General features: G+C 48.9%; 16 protein-coding genes. 8 read left to right on the top strand and 8 right to left on the bottom strand.

Translation table 11 applies throughout. The features are described 5' to 3' along the window. Positions 1-165 precede the first annotated feature (165 nt). Positions 166-924, top strand: a complete 759-nt coding sequence (locus J7439_RS16770) for a hypothetical protein (protein ID WP_209203114.1) — start codon at positions 166-168, stop codon at positions 922-924. Between the two features lie 161 nt (positions 925-1085). Continuing rightward, positions 1086-1844, top strand: coding sequence for a TlyA family RNA methyltransferase (locus J7439_RS16775; RefSeq protein WP_209203115.1), 759 nt, complete (start codon positions 1086-1088; stop codon positions 1842-1844). On the opposite strand, the gene J7439_RS16780 is transcribed toward J7439_RS16775, so the two are convergent. After that, positions 1845-2204: a hypothetical protein gene (locus J7439_RS16780; protein WP_209203116.1), complete on the bottom strand. Its 360-nt coding sequence runs from the start codon at positions 2202-2204 to the stop codon at positions 1845-1847. It abuts the gene before it with no gap. A 204-nt stretch (positions 2205-2408) separates the two neighbouring features. Between J7439_RS16780 and J7439_RS16785 the strand changes: the two genes are divergently transcribed. Continuing rightward, positions 2409-3062 carry a phosphatase domain-containing protein gene (locus J7439_RS16785; protein ID WP_209203117.1) on the top strand — a complete coding sequence of 218 codons (654 nt, stop codon included), beginning with the start codon at positions 2409-2411 and terminating at the stop codon, positions 3060-3062. Positions 3063-3099: 37 nt separating this feature from the next. Here the strand turns inward: J7439_RS16785 and J7439_RS16790 are convergent, their stop codons facing one another. Further along, a complete protein-coding gene (locus J7439_RS16790) occupies positions 3100-3363 on the bottom strand; it encodes a YihD family protein (RefSeq protein ID WP_209203118.1) in 264 nt (87 codons plus the stop codon). 140 nt (positions 3364-3503) lie between these two features. Here J7439_RS16790 and J7439_RS16795 point away from each other — a divergent pair, with 140 nt between their 5' ends. Next, on the top strand, positions 3504-3881 hold the full coding sequence (locus J7439_RS16795) for a hypothetical protein (protein ID WP_209203119.1): 378 nt from the start codon (positions 3504-3506) through the stop codon (positions 3879-3881). Between the two features lie 300 nt (positions 3882-4181). Here J7439_RS16795 and glpX read toward each other — a convergent pair whose 3' ends face one another. Further along, a complete protein-coding gene (glpX, locus tag J7439_RS16800; RefSeq protein ID WP_209203120.1) occupies positions 4182-5192 on the bottom strand; it encodes a class II fructose-bisphosphatase in 1011 nt (336 codons plus the stop codon). Positions 5193-5872: 680 nt separating this feature from the next. Here glpX and rpsL point away from each other — a divergent pair. From rpsL to tuf, 4 genes are all read left to right on the top strand, one after another. After that, positions 5873-6247: a 30S ribosomal protein S12 gene (gene rpsL / locus J7439_RS16805; protein ID WP_101748082.1), complete on the top strand. Its 375-nt coding sequence runs from the start codon at positions 5873-5875 to the stop codon at positions 6245-6247. A gap of 150 nt (positions 6248-6397) precedes the next feature. Then, a complete protein-coding gene (rpsG, locus tag J7439_RS16810) occupies positions 6398-6868 on the top strand; it encodes a 30S ribosomal protein S7 (protein WP_101748087.1) in 471 nt (156 codons plus the stop codon). 18 nt (positions 6869-6886) lie between these two features. Then, positions 6887-8989: an elongation factor G gene (gene fusA, locus J7439_RS16815; protein ID WP_209203121.1), complete on the top strand. Its 2103-nt coding sequence runs from the start codon at positions 6887-6889 to the stop codon at positions 8987-8989. 156 nt (positions 8990-9145) lie between these two features. Further along, positions 9146-10339, top strand: coding sequence for an elongation factor Tu (tuf, locus tag J7439_RS16820; RefSeq protein ID WP_209203122.1), 1194 nt, complete (start codon positions 9146-9148; stop codon positions 10337-10339). A gap of 143 nt (positions 10340-10482) precedes the next feature. Here the strand turns inward: tuf and J7439_RS16825 are convergent, their stop codons facing one another. The 5 genes from J7439_RS16825 to J7439_RS16845 form a co-directional block, all read right to left on the bottom strand. Continuing rightward, positions 10483-11625, bottom strand: coding sequence for a hypothetical protein (locus J7439_RS16825; protein ID WP_209203123.1), 1143 nt, complete (start codon positions 11623-11625; stop codon positions 10483-10485). 533 nt (positions 11626-12158) lie between these two features. After that, a complete protein-coding gene (locus tag J7439_RS16830) occupies positions 12159-13010 on the bottom strand; it encodes a hypothetical protein (RefSeq protein WP_209203124.1) in 852 nt (283 codons plus the stop codon). Between the two features lie 452 nt (positions 13011-13462). Continuing rightward, entirely contained in the window at positions 13463-14581 is a 1119-nt protein-coding gene (locus J7439_RS16835) for a hypothetical protein (RefSeq protein ID WP_209203125.1), read from the bottom strand. A gap of 225 nt (positions 14582-14806) precedes the next feature. After that, a complete protein-coding gene (locus tag J7439_RS16840; RefSeq protein WP_209203126.1) occupies positions 14807-15094 on the bottom strand; it encodes a hypothetical protein in 288 nt (95 codons plus the stop codon). Between the two features lie 145 nt (positions 15095-15239). Then, complete coding sequence (locus J7439_RS16845) at positions 15240-15404, bottom strand: hypothetical protein (protein ID WP_209203127.1); 165 nt, start codon at positions 15402-15404, stop codon at positions 15240-15242. Positions 15405-15827 lie beyond the last annotated feature (423 nt).

Consider the following 15827-nt stretch of genomic DNA (forward strand, 5'->3'; position numbering starts at 1 on the left):
CGGAATCTGATGCAGCCCGGTCCTGCAGGGGAAGGCGGCCGTTTACAGAGAGCAAGAGCCTGGGTGTGGGATGTCTGTGTTCCTGCGACCAAAAAGCTGTTGCCTGTTGTTGGAAACACTTACCGGGAGAATAAAACCTGGTGTGAACGATTGGGAGGGGTGGGGGTGATCGCCGGTATTGGTCTCTACACCGGTATGATTTCCCTTCCTACGATTTTTTACCTTGGGGGTGGGTTTGCGGCGGGGACGATTTACTGTCGTGGCTCAATGAGGGAAGAAAGCAATCATAATGTGACGTCTAATGATCCTCCGCCCACTTTGCCCGGGCCATCAGGAGATGGCCGATGCTCAAAACAAGACATTGTCGCATTAATGAAAGTCCTTGATGATCTGCTGATGAAATTTTCAGATTTGAATACCAGAGTGGATGCTTTGACTGCAGAGAGGACAATGGCTGCTGTTAATCGATTGAATCAAGAGGCATCCAGAAAGAAGGGAGCAATAGCGCAAGGCCTGCCGGATGATGTCAGCCTGAAAGAAGCCTTGCAGATCGCCTGTGTGATAAGACCTCGCATCTTTCTTACCTTGCTGCATGAGTTATCAGGAGTGAGTTCAGCTGGAGAAGATATGGGTAAAATTGTCAATAAGATTCTGGGGGAGACTTTTCACAACCCATGCCCTGAAATACGTCGGACGCGTCGAGCGGATTATGAACAATTGGCAGACGCTTTTCTTGAGTCAGGCAACGCGGGCTCCCAGGGTAAAAGATGGCGGCCTGTGTCTCAAAAAGTGCAGGTTGATATTCTTCACGGGATAACTGCTCCGTGGACCATAGCGGATGAAGGCAGGGTGCAAGAGGTGATGCATAAAATAGATAAAGTCGCCAGTTTAGCCCTTTATCAGTGGAAAACGGCTCGTAAATGAAGCGCGCTTTCGTTAATTCTTCCAGTATCCGTGATTGTGCTTATTTCCCTGGCAGGTTTCAGTTAAATCCTCTCGGTGAGTATGGCCATTGCAACACCTGAACTGATTTGCGACTGGTGTATAATGCCGGATCAGTTGTCGTTTCTATTTAAAGTTTATTTATGCGCAGACTCGATCTTATTCTTGTGGATCAGGGTAAAGTGTCCTCCCGAAGTCGGGCCCAGCGATTAATCAGTGAAGGCAGGGTGAAAGTCCGGCAATCAGAAGGCTGGGAAACACCGGGCAAAGCGGGTCAGAAATACCCTGACTGGGTTGAGATTGATATCTGTCAGGATGAAGCCGATCAATTTGTCTCCCGGGGCGGAATGAAACTGGCGGGGGCACTGGCGGTGTCAGGTATATCCCTGACCGGTGCGACTGTGATTGATGTTGGCCAGTCTACCGGTGGGTTTACGGATTGTGCCTTAAAGGCCGGGGCGTCCAGAGTCGTAGGGGTTGAGGTGGGTCATGGCCAGCTGGTCGAGTCGCTGCGTCAGGATCCCAGGGTGGTCTGTCTTGAAGGGATGAATGCCCGTGCATTGCCTGCTGCACTCCTTGACCATACGGACCAGCAACAGGGATTTGATCTTGCGGTTATGGATGTGTCGTTTATTTCCCAAACCAGAATTTTGCCATCGCTGGTGCCTCTGCTAAAACCGGGAGGGCAGCTGCTGAGCCTGGTTAAACCCCAGTTTGAAGTGGGGCCCGGCGGTCTGGGTAAGGGAGGGATTGTCAGGGATTCCCGGTTGTATCCAGAGGTTGAGCAATCTATCAAAGCCTGCTGCATTGAGCTTGGTTTACAGGTGAGAGGTTACTTTGATAGCCCGATTACCGGGGGTGATGGCAATCGTGAATTTTTCATCTGGGCTCAGCGCCATTGATCATGGGCCCAGTTTCCATGCTTTTATAGGAAGTGTGTAGTGTTTGATAACGGTCTTCAGCCGCTGCCAGTGTGACTGGTCCTCTGCCGTTTTGAGAATCAGAACAATTCCCGCTTTTTTCCCGGTCAGCATGCTGTAGTTTAATGACTGGCCGATTGCCTCCGGCCACTTTCGGGCAAATTCAACCTCAATGGCGTATTGATCGGTAAGGCAGTCAATACGACGACCGTCTTTCAGTCGGTGCTCCACTTTACCATCCATCCCTTCACACCAGACTTGCTGATACCAGGACTCTGAGGGCTGTGCCCTGCTCACTGCGGCTGATGCCGACATGGTCAACGCTAAAATGGAGCCGGTCATTCTGTTGAGTGCTGTGGTCATGGCGCTTTCTGAGGCCTTTTCAGACTGTTTGCATCGGCAGGACCGGGAAAAAAAGGAGATGGCTTTGTGGTTGGAAGGTGATGTTGAAAGGATTTGGTTTTCAGGAAATCAGCCAATTAGAAAAAAAACAACGTTGTGCTAGTTTTAACCACACCCTGTCAAATAATGATTGAGGTTAGTGCAATGTACTTTGTCAAACTGTGCCGGTTCTGGGTCCCTTCCCTGTTTTTCGTGGCGCTCAATATGTTTTCACCCGGTGCCCTTTCCGACCATGAAGAAGCTTGTGACTGGGGACAGAACAGAGTCACGGCCTATGAATCCGGTTTTCGTGGAGTCCTGCCGCCTAAAGCTGATGAATGGAACCATCAGAGTTATGAGGTTCTTGGCAAGAGAGATGGCCTGAAAACCTGGCTGATTCGTTATGATGATCACTTCTACCGGGGAGGTGAGCTGGAGAGTGCTGATGGTGCCCACAGTCTTGCCAACCTTGGGATAAAAACCGTTTTTGCCATCACCTCGGCTGATAAAGAACGTGAATGGCTGGAAAGTCAGGGCATTAAAGTTGTCAATTTATCCTTTGACAAGAATGCCAGCCTTGACCAAAGCCAAATCCGGCATATAGCTGAACAATTGAGTGCTCATCCTGCTCCGGTGTATGTGCACTGCGTAGGAGGCACCCAGCGTGGCGGTGTGGTGGGTGTTATCTACCGCCTTACCCACGGCTGGAAACCTGACCAGTCACTGCTGGAATTTGCCTACCTTGGCGGCTCTTTGAAAGCTAATGATAATACCCTCAAGTCTGTTCTGAAGACTCTGTCTTCAGGTGTGCAGCACTGACCTCTCAATAGTCGGCGGGAAGGAAACATTTCCCTGATTATTTACAGCCACGGGCCTTGAGAAGTGCTTCCTTAAAATCGACCTCAACATCTTTGGCGAGGCCCGGAATCATCGCATCCGGAGCCTCGCCTTTCATTTTCAGATGATAGATCAGCAGGTCATCCGTTACTTCGTTAAGAGGCCCTTTGTGGCCCGCTTCTGTGGCCAGGGCTTCAATAATCTGTACCAGGTTCAGGTGACCCTGTTTTTGCCACTGTGGGGAGAGGAGCTCAATCAATTCGTTAATTCTGTGACTGCTCATATTTTAGTACTCAAGGTGAAGGTTTGGAGGTGCTTCGCTGGTGTGGCAAGAGCACGAATCATCTGGAACTTTTCATTAGTTCCAAGTGTCTGACAGCAGTCTATCGAACAATCTTTTTAAGCAAAACGGAATTATTATCTATGAATATTGGCGATGCAGCCGCACATCTTGCTATGTTTGGCCTTAAAACGATGACCACCAATGAAAGCTCGCTTTTCGGCTTCTCTCAGCCAAAATGGCAGAGTTATTCAGTGACGTTCGTTACCGGGACCTTTGGTAGTATCCTGGGTCTGGCGCAATGCGCTCTGGAGGGCTGGAGCCCATCAAGGCGCACAAAGCTTATGCTGGCAGTGAATGTGGCCACTGTGGCCTACAGCTGCAGGGCTATCCATCAAGAGGCTGCTTTTCGTGCTGCCTGTTTGGTAGAGTTCAGGGACACGGGTGTTATAAACCCGAATTGCGACTCCCCTTGTGAGTTGCTTGGTATATCTGAAGATCAATGTGTAGTGGATTCATAGGTGGTGTTCGCAATGTGCTGTTTAACATTCGTAACCGGCTTATTCAGTGCATGTTTTCAATGAGTTTGACGGGTTGTTGTGCCTTCGCACTCCGTTTGTCCTGAGGCTGTTGAAGGGTGGAAACTCCGGACTCTGATAGATCGTGCCAAGCACCCTTCGACTCCGCTCAGGGTGAACGGAGATTGTACACGTCAAACTCATTGAGACCATGTCTAGTGCTCTAAGCGTTGATACTCATACCGTTCGTGCTGAGCTTTTCGAAGTACGGTGGCACTATCCCTCGATAAGCCTCAGGGTGGGTTAAAGAATGATGTTCTTGATATCATCATCCTTGCGATCCAGATAGTGAGTGGACTGGATGCGGCGGATGGTTCGGGATTTACCGCGAACCACCAGGGTTTCGGTAGTGGCGATATTGCCGGTGCGCATAATGCCCTGGAGCAAATCACCCTTGGTAATGCCGGTGGCTGAAAAGACGACGTTATCGGAACTGGCCATATCATCCAGGCGTAGTACTTTACCCGGCTCGACCCCCATTTCCCGGCAGCGTTCCGCTTCCAGTCGGCCTGCTTCAATGTTTTCCGGCGTTTCCCCCTTGGCTTTGTCACGGGTTACCAGGCGGCCGTGCATATCGCCACCCAGTGCCCGGATAACGGCTGCTGAAACCACGCCTTCCGGTGCTCCGCCCACGCAGTACATCAGGTCAACTTCGCTGTCGGGCATGCAGGTAAGAATGGAAGCAGCAACATCACCATCAGGAATGGCAAAGACGCGAACACCCATGCTCTGCATCATGGCAATGGCGGCATCATGGCGTGGTTTGGCTAGGGTGATGACCACCAGACTCTCGATGGGCTTGTGCAGGGCGCGGGCGACATTCCGGATATTCTCACGCAGTCCCAGATTCAGGTCGATCACGCCTTTGGCACCTGGTCCACAGACCAGCTTCTCCATATACATGTCCGGCGCTTTCAAAAAGGAGCCTTTTTCACCGGCGGCCAGAACGGCGATGGCGTTATTCTGGCCCATGGCCGTCATGCGGGTGCCTTCAATCGGGTCGACAGCAATATCGATGTTTTCCCCGGTGCCGGTGCCGACTTTTTCACCAATATACAGCATGGGCGCTTCGTCGATTTCTCCTTCACCGATCACAATCTCACCGTGCATATCGACTTTATTCAGCATGGTGCGCATGGCTTCAACGGCGGCACCGTCAGCGGCATTTTTATCGCCTCGTCCCAGCCATTTATAACCTGCCAGGGCGGCGGCTTCGGTGACCCGTGAAAATTCGATTGCCAGTTCGCGTTTCATTGAGTTTTAAACTTTGAAGGTGTGTGGGGTGACGACTTTAGCATATCTGGCAATGCTCTGGCAGCGCTTATCACTTGTTCGGGAAAGTGATTGCCGGATAAGGGGGATTTATTAAAGAATATATAAATCATTGGGTTATCTGTTTTTTCTGGCTTTCCTATGTTAACTTTTTGCCCGTAAATTATTCTCCCGGCCTTTGGTTAGCCCTCCTTCTTAGGGTAGACATTAAGCGCCTACTCCTCTGCAAGTTAAAGATGGAACCACGAAGGACACGAAGAGCACGAAGGAAAAGAATAGCTCTTCTTTGTGCTCTTCGTGTCCTTCGTGGTCCCATCCGAAACCCCAATGAAAATGGAGGGATAAGCTTAATGTCCAACCTAAGAGCCCCCCTTAACACAGTAAGAATCCCCTGTTAAACACGCTTCTGTGCCAGACTATGGGATATTTTTCGCTTTATATGGCTGAATCCCCTACTTGACGTTGCTTTTGTCGATCCGTAAAATTTCTGCGCTTTATTTTGCCCGTGGTTCGCTTCTTGTGAGTTAGTTGTGTACCGGGTCGTATAAGCCGGTTTCTGCCGGCTTTTGCTGTTTAAAGCAGGAGTTTGGACTGCTCTTTCCTCTGATGGTTCAGACTCAACACTTAGAAACGGTTCTCGAATAGAGATTGGAGTTTGCTGAATGGCAACAATTAACCAGCTGGTGCGCAAGCCCCGGAAGCGTAAGGTTAGAAAGACGGACGTGCCTGCGCTGCAGGCCTGTCCTCAGCGTCGCGGGGTTTGTACCCGTGTTTATACTACTACCCCTAAAAAGCCTAACTCTGCGCTGCGTAAAGTATGTCGTGTGCGTTTGACCAACGGCTTTGAAGTGACTTCCTACATCGGTGGTGAAGGTCACAACCTGCAAGAGCACAGTGTTGTTCTGATTCGTGGCGGTCGTGTAAAAGACTTGCCAGGTGTTCGTTACCACACCGTTCGCGGTAGCCTGGATACCCAGGGTGTTAACGACCGTAAGAAGGGCCGTTCCAAGTACGGTACCAAGAGACCTAAGGGCTAGAAACTAGTTGCAGGAAACTAGTGTCAAGCCGGGTAAGAATTTATTTAATAATCAGGTTGATGAGAGTAAGGCCAGGTCACTGCTTTTTTGTATCGAAAAAGTCAATGGTTGATCCTGGATTACCTGAAGACCGACGTAGAGGGCTTATCAATGCCAAGAAGACGCGTAGTCGCTAAGCGCGACGTGCTGCCAGATCCTAAGTTTGGCAACAAAACACTCACTAAATTCATCAACCACGTGATGGTCAGCGGTAAGAAATCTGTCGCTGAAAAGATCGTATATGGTGCCCTGGACATCGTTCTGGAGCGTACCAATAAGGAGCCTCTGGAGCTGTTCGAAAAAGCTCTGGAAACCATCGCTCCTATGGTAGAGGTTAAGTCTCGCCGTGTTGGTGGTGCCACTTACCAGGTACCCGTTGAAGTTCGCCCTGCCCGTCGTACTGCCCTGGCTATGCGCTGGCTGGTAGACGCTGCGCGCAAGCGTGGTGAAAAGTCCATGAAACTCCGCCTGGCTGGAGAGCTGCTGGACGCTGCCGAAAGCAAGGGTGCTGCCGTTAAGAAGCGTGAAGACGTGCATCGTATGGCTGAAGCCAACAAGGCATTCTCCCACTACCGTTTCTAAGTATCAGAGGATTGAGTCGTGGCCCGTAAAACCCCGATCAACCGCTATCGCAACATTGGTATCTGTGCCCATGTTGACGCGGGTAAGACAACGACCACAGAACGTGTTCTGTTTTACACCGGTCTGAGCCATAAAATTGGTGAAGTTCATGATGGTGCTGCCACCATGGACTGGATGGAGCAGGAACAGGAGCGTGGTATCACCATTACCTCTGCTGCTACTACCTGTTTCTGGCGTGGTATGGATGCTCAGTTTGACGAGCACCGTATCAACATTATCGACACCCCGGGACACGTTGACTTTACCATTGAGGTAGAGCGTTCCCTGCGTGTACTCGACGGTGCTGTCGTTGTACTGTGTGGTTCTTCCGGTGTTCAGCCTCAGACTGAAACCGTATGGCGTCAGGCTGACAAGTACGAAGTACCCCGTATGGTCTTCGTCAACAAGATGGACCGTACCGGTGCTGATTTCGAAATGGTGATCAGCCAGCTGCGTGACCGTCTGAATGCCAACGCTGTCCCCATGCAGATGACCATCGGTGCCGAAGATGAGTTCAAGGGTGTGGTTGACCTCGTGAAGATGAAGTCCATCATCTGGAACGAAGAAGACCAGGGCATGAGCTTCACTTACGAAGACATCCCAGCCGACATGGAAGCGCTGTGCGCAGAAATGCGTGAGTACATGGTCGAAGCTGCCGCTGAAGCCACTGAAGAACTGATGGAAAAATACCTCGAAGAGGGTGATCTGTCAGAAGAAGAGATCAAGGCCGGTATCCGTGCCCGTACTCTGGCCAATGAAATCATCCCTGTGTTCGGCGGCTCTGCCTTCAAGAACAAGGGTGTACAGGCTGTTCTGGATGCCGTTATCGAGCTGATGCCTTCGCCAAAAGAAGTGAAGGCGATCGAAGGTATCCTGGACGACGCAGAAGGCACGGTTGCCACGCGTGAAGCTGACGACAGCGCTCCTTTTGCTGCCCTGGCGTTCAAGATTGCCACTGACCCATTCGTGGGTACTCTGACCTTTATCCGTAACTACTCGGGTGTTCTGAGCTCCGGTGATTCGGTTTATAACCCGGTCAAGAGCAAGAAAGAGCGTGTTGGCCGAATGGTTCAGATGCACGCTAACAATCGTGAAGAGCTGAAAGAGTGTGTCGCTGGTGACATCGTAGCGCTGATCGGCATGAAAGATGTCACCACCGGTGACACCCTGTGTGCCATGGACAGCGTGATCACTCTGGAGCGCATGGAGTTCCCTGAGCCGGTAATCTCTGTTGCGGTTGAGCCAAAGACCAAGGCTGACCAGGAAAAAATGGGTATCGCTCTGGGCAAACTGGCCCAGGAAGATCCATCTTTCCGCGTACACACTGACGAAGAGAGTGGCCAGACCATTATCTCCGGTATGGGTGAGCTGCACCTGGACATCATCGTTGACCGTATGCGTCGCGAGTTCAAGGTAGAAGCGAACATTGGTAAGCCACAGGTTGCCTACCGTGAGAAGCTGAAAGGCTCTGTTGACGCTAACCACAAGTTTGCCAAGCAGTCTGGTGGTCGCGGTCAGTACGGTCACGTTGTGGTTGAATTCTCGCCTGCTTCCGACGGTGAAGAAGGTCTGGAGTTCATCAACGAAATCGTGGGTGGTGTGATTCCGAAGGAATACATCCCGGCTATCCAGAAAGGTATCGAAGAACAGATGAAGAACGGCGTTATCGCCGGCTACCCGCTGCTGGGTCTGAAAGCTCGTCTGTACGATGGTTCCTTCCACGATGTTGACTCTAACGAAATGGCGTTTAAAATCGCTGCTTCGCAGGCTCTGAAGAAATACGCGCCTCAGGCCAAGCCTGTCCTGATGGAGCCTATGATGAAGGTCGAGGTGGTAACACCGGAAGACTACATGGGCGACGTTATGGGCGACCTGAACCGTCGTCGCGGTATTGTTCAGGGGATGGAAGATACACCTTCTGGCAAGGTGATTAATGCTCAGGTGCCGCTGGGTGAAATGTTCGGCTACGCTACCGATCTGCGTTCAGCAACTCAGGGGCGTGCTACATACTCCATGGAATTCCATGAGTATGCCGAAGCGCCCGCCAGCATTGCTGAAGCGGTCATCAAAAACCAGGGTTGATATTAACTAAGGGGTTCTGACAGTCGGCTTCCCGGGAATAACCGTTTTTTTTTATGTTTTTTTAACATGAGAAATTCTTTCCGGTGACAATGGCTGTTAGAATGCCCTGCTTGATATTGCTACCCTCGAACTATCTATAGCTAAAGGTTAAGAGACATGGCTAAGGAAAAATTTGAACGCTCGAAGCCGCACGTAAACGTCGGCACCATCGGTCACGTTGACCACGGTAAAACCACCCTGACTGCAGCACTGACTCGCGTATGTGCTGAGACCTGGGGCGGCACCATGCGTGCATTTGACCAGATCGACAACGCTCCAGAAGAGCGTGAGCGTGGTATCACCATCTCTACTGCACACGTAGAGTACGACTCTCCAAACCGTCACTACGCCCACGTAGACTGCCCAGGACACGCTGACTACGTTAAGAACATGATCACCGGTGCTGCCCAGATGGACGGCGCGATCCTGGTATGTTCTGCTGCTGATGGCCCCATGCCACAGACTCGTGAGCACATCCTGCTGTCTCGTCAGGTAGGTGTACCATACATCGTGGTATTCCTGAACAAAGCCGACATGGTTGACGACGAAGAGCTGCTGGAACTGGTAGAGATGGAAGTTCGTGAACTTCTGGACACCTACGACTTCCCGGGTGACGACACACCAATCATCATCGGTTCTGCCCTGATGGCCCTGAACGGCGACGACACCAACGAAATGGGTACTTCTGCTGTACGTAAGCTGGTTGAAACTCTGGACGAGTACATCCCAGAGCCAGAGCGTGCGATCGATCAGCCATTCCTGATGCCTATCGAAGACGTATTCTCCATCGCTGGTCGTGGTACTGTAGTAACTGGCCGTGTTGAGCGTGGTATCATCAACGTTGGTAACGAAGTAGAAATCATTGGTATCAAAGAGACTACCAAGACTACCGTTACTGGTGTTGAAATGTTCCGTAAGCTGCTGGACGAAGGTCGTGCAGGCGAGAACATCGGTGCCCTGCTGCGTGGTACCAAGCGTGAAGACGTTGAGCGTGGTCAGTGTCTGATCAAGCCAGGTACTGTTACTCCACACACCAAGTTCGAAGCTGAAGTGTACATCCTGTCCAAAGAAGAAGGTGGTCGTCACACTCCATTCTTCAAGGGCTACCGTCCACAGTTCTACTTCCGTACTACTGACGTAACCGGTGCTGTAGAACTGAACGAAGGCGTTGAAATGGTCATGCCTGGTGACAACATCAACTTCATTGCTACCCTGATCAACCCGGTAGCGATGGAAGAAGGTCTGCGCTTTGCGATCCGTGAAGGTGGCCGTACTGTTGGTGCTGGCGTTGTTGCCAAAATCATGGAGTAATACATTTTCTAACGAAAATGTATTCCCAAACCCCATAGGAACCCCGGCTTAGGCCGGGGTTTCTCGTTTTGGGCAGGGAAAAGTATGTGTTCCCAGAAGTTTAAAGCTGGAATGAAGCTGCTCGTCCATGACTTAACCGGGAATCAAACAAGAATCAATTCAAGCGGTTCCAGCTCCAACTTCCCGACAATAGGTGGAGCAACGTCATCATACAGTTCCTCCAGTTCCTGCTGTTCTTTAGTGAGCAGTGCTTTCTGTTTTGCTGCCCTGTTAAGCCAATCTTCGGTTTTATGGATGGCATCTTTCAGTCTCTCGATATCGCACCCGTAATCTTCCAGGCAGTAGCGTTGCACAGAGTCATACAAGTCCTCTTTGTCAGGGGCCGGAATACCCGCCGCATCTCTGGCCTTCTCAAGCCTGGCGAGCTCTTCGTTCTTGAGCCTCAAATTCTCTGTTTCACCATTTTCTTTATAAAACTTTATGTAGTCATTGATCTTTGCGGATTCAGCCGCATAAAGCTGGGTCCGCAATTCGCGCAGAGACTCCTCCATTCTTTGATATTTTGATAAAAACCGCTCTTCTGGTGAAATAAAAGCGGTTATCTCGGCCAATTTTTCTCGGGTATCCACCGATGCTGACACAGCTGAAGTAATAAAGTTAGAGATTGAATGGGTGAGCATATAGCCAATAGCAAAAACTCCGACTGTAATCAATAAACCGATAGGTACAGCTAAAGCTACCGCGGCCACCGCCTTTGGAAAACTTGCACAAAGAATTAAAGCACCAACAAAAAGCGCAGGTGTCACGGCAGAGGCCAGCACCAAGTTTAGAGTGTGTAACAACACAGAGGACACGGTGTAAGCCTTGCTGCGTATTGCTTCTACCAGTGAACTCCGGTCAGTATCTGGATTATTGACCTGGTATATTGTCTTGAAGCTTTTAGAAAAGATTTTAATCGCCAGGGCAAGCTTTTTTATTTTTCCGGGTGGGCGCTTGAATTCCGGATCATCGACGGTAATATCATCAGCCTTAAATGGTGAATGCACCTGATCAATAGCTGTTTTTTTCGGTGACGAAGTCGTCATTAGCTTGAGTTTTTCGGACGCTTTGAGTTCTGTAGATTTCTCAGTAATAGAGACTGCTCTGTGAGAGAGTGGATGATCTGAGCTTGTCTGGCTTTTGGGCCCGACAGCTTTATCGTCCCCTGGCTGCCCTGTCACTTTTTTTTCTTGAGTTGAGGGGGGGACAAATCCTGAAAATGTATCCGAACCAGTTGTGTTAATCATGAGACACTCCTTGTCTTTATTACTGGTATTTAGAGATTGCCTGCAAATTATGGTAGGTAATTAATAAAACATTTCCGTCTGTTTCTAATCAATTGAAGATATTTAACGATTTTTTACTCTATAAAGCACTAACCAGCTGGCAAGCATAGCTAACCCCTGGCCGCTACTTGTGGGCCACCAGTAGAATGAAATGTTTAAGGTTCTTCTGAAAGCTGCTATGCCCATCCTGTCCAGAGAATAAGGGGGTCTTCATACCAATGGCACTGACTTAAGAGTGAAAGCCTTGCCATACGTAGGCTTTAAGGCCCCCTGCGATTTGAACCACAAAGCACACAAAGAGCACAAAGGAAAAGAAAAGCTCTTCTTAGTGCTCTTTGTGTGCTTTGTGGTTCCAATTCAAATATCTCAACCTGTATCAATCCCCATGTTTGTGGGGCTTTTAAGCTTAAGTCAGTGCCATTGGTCTTCATACGCCATTTTTAAAGGGCTGACGTCTACAGGTTTAACAGTACACGGTGCCCATTACCTTCGAATTACATAGGAGCCCGGTGAGCCGGGTTTTCGTCAGCAACCACAGCATTCAGTTTTTGCAGTTCCTGTTCATTACAGAGCCGTTCTTTCTGTTTTGCTGCCCTGTTAAGCCAATCTTCGGTTTTACGGATTTCCTCCTTTAGTTCCTCAATAATGAACTGATGGAATTCAGACCACTCTCTCAGGTAATAACGCTGTAAAGAATCATACCATTTATCCTTGGCAGTGCCTGGATTCAAAGCTTGAGTATCAAGTTTGGCCTGCTCTCTGGCTTCACGCTCTGCTTCACTGGATTGACAATGTCTTAAAGTACTGGACAGCTCAGCATCAATAAGCATGGTTTTCAATACGGTGAGAGACTCCTGCGTTCTTTGATATTTGTTTAAAAATCTCTCTTTTGGTGATGTAAAGCCGGTCATCTCGGCTAATTTTTCACGGGTATCCACCGATGCTGCCACGGTTGAAGTCACCAGGCGAGAGATTCCCTGGGAGAGCAGCCAACTAATACCAAAAGTCCCAAAAATTACGGTGATGGCGATAGCCACAAGAAAAATATCCAGGAGTATAGTGTCTGACTCTCCACAATTACGACAAGAACCCATAAGGCCTAAAAACCCTTTTAAGATGATTGCTCCGGTCAGTATGTCTAACACTGCAGCGGTCCCGGTGAAAACCCGGTTACGTATTTTTTCTACCCGTGCACTCCTGTCAGTCTCTGGATTATTGAAACAAGACATTGTTTTAAAGCTTTTAGAAAAGATTTTAATCGCCAGGGCCAGCTTTTTTATTTTTCCGGGGGGGCGCTTAAATTCCGGATTATCAATGGTAATCTCATCAGCTATAAGCGGCTGCATCTGATGAAATGCAGTTGTTTGCCCGGGCAAAGGTTCCATCAATAGCCTGAGGTTTTCGGACTCTTGAAACTCTGGAGGTGCCGCAGGAAAAGATACGGCCCTGTGATGGATAGGCTTCCCTGAGTTTGTGGAGCTTTTTGGCTTAACGGCTGTATCGTTCCGGTCCTGGCCTGCCAAATCCACAGCTAAGGGTGTATCAAATCCAGGTTTTATCGTTGAGAATTCACTGCTTACGTTATTCATTGGACAATCCTTGTGTTAATTGTTGGTATTTAGATGGCACGTGCAGGTTTTGCTACGGAGTTAATAGAACTTTTCCACCTGATTTTGATTAGTTGTTAAAATGTCGAACGTATTTAATAATTTTCTTTTCCATAAAACACTGACCTGAAGGTAAGTAATACTAACCCCGGCTCGTTAAGTTACCTGTAGAATTAAGGTCACGCTGAAAATTAAACATGAATCAAGTTAAACGGTTCCAGCTGCAACTTCCCGGCAATAGGTGGAGCAACGTCATCATACAGTTCCTCAAGTTCCCGCTGTTCATTAGTGAGCAGTGCTTTCTGTTTTGCGGCCCTGTCAAGCCAGTCTTTGGTTCTACGGATGTCTTGCTCCAGTTCCTCAATTTTGAACGCGTAAAACTCATACCAATCTCTCAGGTGTTCGCGCTGTATAGATTCAAACCATGTCTCTTTGTCAGCGCCAGGATTCAACCTGGCAGTCTCCTTCCTGGCACGCTCTTTGGCCTTAATCTCTGCGTTTCCTCTGTCACAATTTCTTAACGTTCTGGCCAGCTTTGCATCAATAAGCTTGGTTTGCAATGCGCACAGAGACTCCTCCATTCGTTGATATTTTTTTAAAAACTTCTCTTCTGGTGACGTAAATGCAGTCATTTCGGCTAATTTTTCACGGGTATCCACCGATGCTGCCACGGTTGACGTCACCAGTCGAGTGATTCCCTGGGAGAGCAGCCAGCCAATACCAAAAGCCCCAAAAATTACGATTGTGGCGATAAGATAAGTAACCACCAGTCCGGGAAAATATTCTGAAGCTCCAAGACTCTCACGGGAACCCAAATGCTCTATAAACCCTTTCAGGATTATTGCCCCGGTTAGTATGTCCAACAATCCAGCGGTCAGGGTGGAAACCCGGTTACGTATGGTTTCCACCCGGGCACTCCGATCAGTCTCTTGATTATTGAAATGAGATGTTCTCATAAAACTTTTAGAAAAGATTTTAATCGCCAGGGAAAGCTTTTTTATTTTGCTGGGGGGGGGCCTGAACTCCAGATCATTAATGGTAATATCATCAGCCTTAAATGGTGAGTGCATCTGGTCAATGGCTGTTTGTTTCGGTGACGAAGTTGTCGTTAGCTTGAGTTTTTCGGATACTTTGAGTCCTGGTGATTGCTCAGTTAAAGAGACTGCCCTGTGAGAGAGTGACTGATCTGAGCTTGTTTGGCTTTTGGACCCGACAGCTTTTTCGTCCCCTGGCTGCCCTGTCGCTTTTTTTTCTTGATTTGAGAGGTGCACATATTCTGATAATGTAGCCGGATCAGTTCTATTAATCATGGGACACTCCTTGTCTTAATTGCTGGTATTTAGAGATTTCCTGCAAATTCTGGTAGGGAATTAATAAAATATTTCCGCCTGTTTCTAATCAATTGAAAATATTTAACGATTTTTTATTCTATAAAGCACTAACCAGCCAGTAAGCAGAGCTAACCCCTGGCCGGTACTTGTGGGCCAGCTACTTACAGTTCTAACAGTACACGCTGCCCATTACCTTACTGAGAATTACACAAGAACCCAGAGAGCCGGGTTTTCGCCAGGAACCACACTATTCACTTCTTGTAGTTCTATAGGTTTTATAGGTTCATTGGAGAGCCGTTCTTTCTGTTTTGCTGCCCTGTTAAGCCAATCTTCGGTTTTTTGGATGGCATCCTTCAGTCTCCCGACTGTGCACCCATAACCCTCCCTCAGGAAGTAGCGCTCTGCAGACTCATACCATTTCGTTTTGTCTGGGATACCCGCCTCCAGATTGGCAGACTCAAGCCTGGTGCGCTGTTCGTGCCTAAGTCTCAATTCCTTTGTCAATATTTTATGAGGTCATTGATGCTTGCTAACTCTGCCGCATAAAGCTTGGTCCGCAATGCGAAAAGAGACTCCTCCATTCTTTGGTATTTTGTTAAAAACCGCTCTTCTGGTGAAGTAGAGGCGGTTATCTCGGCTAATTTTTGACGGGTATCCACCGACGCTGACACGGCTGAAGTAATATTGTCTCAAAGCTTTTAGAAAAGATTTTAATCGCCAGGGCCAGCTTTTTTATTTTTCCGGGTGGTCGCTTGAATTCCGGATTATCAATGGTAATCTCATCAGCTTCAAACGGCTGCATTTGGTGAAATGCGGTGGTTTGCTCGGGCAAAGGTTCCGTCAATTGCCTGAGGTTTTCGGACTCTTGAAACTCTGGAGGTGCTGCAGGAAAAGATACGGCCCTGTGGTGGACTGGTTTCCCTGAGTTTGTGAGGCTTTCTGGCCTAACGGCTTTATCGTCCCGGTGCTGTCCTGTCAAATCCACAGTTAAGGGTGTATCAAATTCAGGCTTTATGGTCGAAAATTCACCGCTTACGTTATTCATTGTACAATACTTGTGTTAATTGTTGGTACTTATATGGCACGTGCAAGGTTTGCTCCCCCCTGTGCCAACATAGTTGTCGCCTCTCCTGAATTTAAAAACCTAAACAGGGGGCGGCCAGTGAGTGATCAATGGCCCGCTATTCAGAAGAGTTCAAAGAGTCCATCATTCAGAAAATGATGC

Origin of the sequence: Salinisphaera sp. G21_0 (assembly GCF_017744115.1) — a bacterium.
GTDB lineage: Bacteria > Pseudomonadota > Gammaproteobacteria > Pseudomonadales > Endozoicomonadaceae > Endozoicomonas.

Bases quoted from the DNA above. Each gene is read 5' to 3' on its own strand.
- J7439_RS16775 (WP_209203115.1), top strand. From the start codon at position 1,086: ATGCGCAGACTCGATCTTATTCTTGTGGATCAGGGTAAAGTGTCCTCC.
- J7439_RS16780 (WP_209203116.1), bottom strand. From the start codon at position 2,204: ATGACCGGCTCCATTTTAGCGTTGACCATGTCGGCATCAGCCGCAGTG.
- J7439_RS16785 (WP_209203117.1), top strand. From the start codon at position 2,409: ATGTACTTTGTCAAACTGTGCCGGTTCTGGGTCCCTTCCCTGTTTTTC.
- J7439_RS16790 (WP_209203118.1), bottom strand. From the start codon at position 3,363: ATGAGCAGTCACAGAATTAACGAATTGATTGAGCTCCTCTCCCCACAG.
- J7439_RS16795 (WP_209203119.1), top strand. From the start codon at position 3,504: ATGAATATTGGCGATGCAGCCGCACATCTTGCTATGTTTGGCCTTAAA.
- glpX (WP_209203120.1), bottom strand. From the start codon at position 5,192: ATGAAACGCGAACTGGCAATCGAATTTTCACGGGTCACCGAAGCCGCC.
- rpsL (WP_101748082.1), top strand. From the start codon at position 5,873: ATGGCAACAATTAACCAGCTGGTGCGCAAGCCCCGGAAGCGTAAGGTT.
- rpsG (WP_101748087.1), top strand. From the start codon at position 6,398: ATGCCAAGAAGACGCGTAGTCGCTAAGCGCGACGTGCTGCCAGATCCT.
- tuf (WP_209203122.1), top strand. From the start codon at position 9,146: ATGGCTAAGGAAAAATTTGAACGCTCGAAGCCGCACGTAAACGTCGGC.
- J7439_RS16825 (WP_209203123.1), bottom strand. From the start codon at position 11,625: ATGATTAACACAACTGGTTCGGATACATTTTCAGGATTTGTCCCCCCC.
- J7439_RS16830 (WP_209203124.1), bottom strand. From the start codon at position 13,010: ATGCAGCCGCTTATAGCTGATGAGATTACCATTGATAATCCGGAATTT.
- J7439_RS16835 (WP_209203125.1), bottom strand. From the start codon at position 14,581: ATGATTAATAGAACTGATCCGGCTACATTATCAGAATATGTGCACCTC.
- J7439_RS16845 (WP_209203127.1), bottom strand. From the start codon at position 15,404: ATGCAGCCGTTTGAAGCTGATGAGATTACCATTGATAATCCGGAATTC.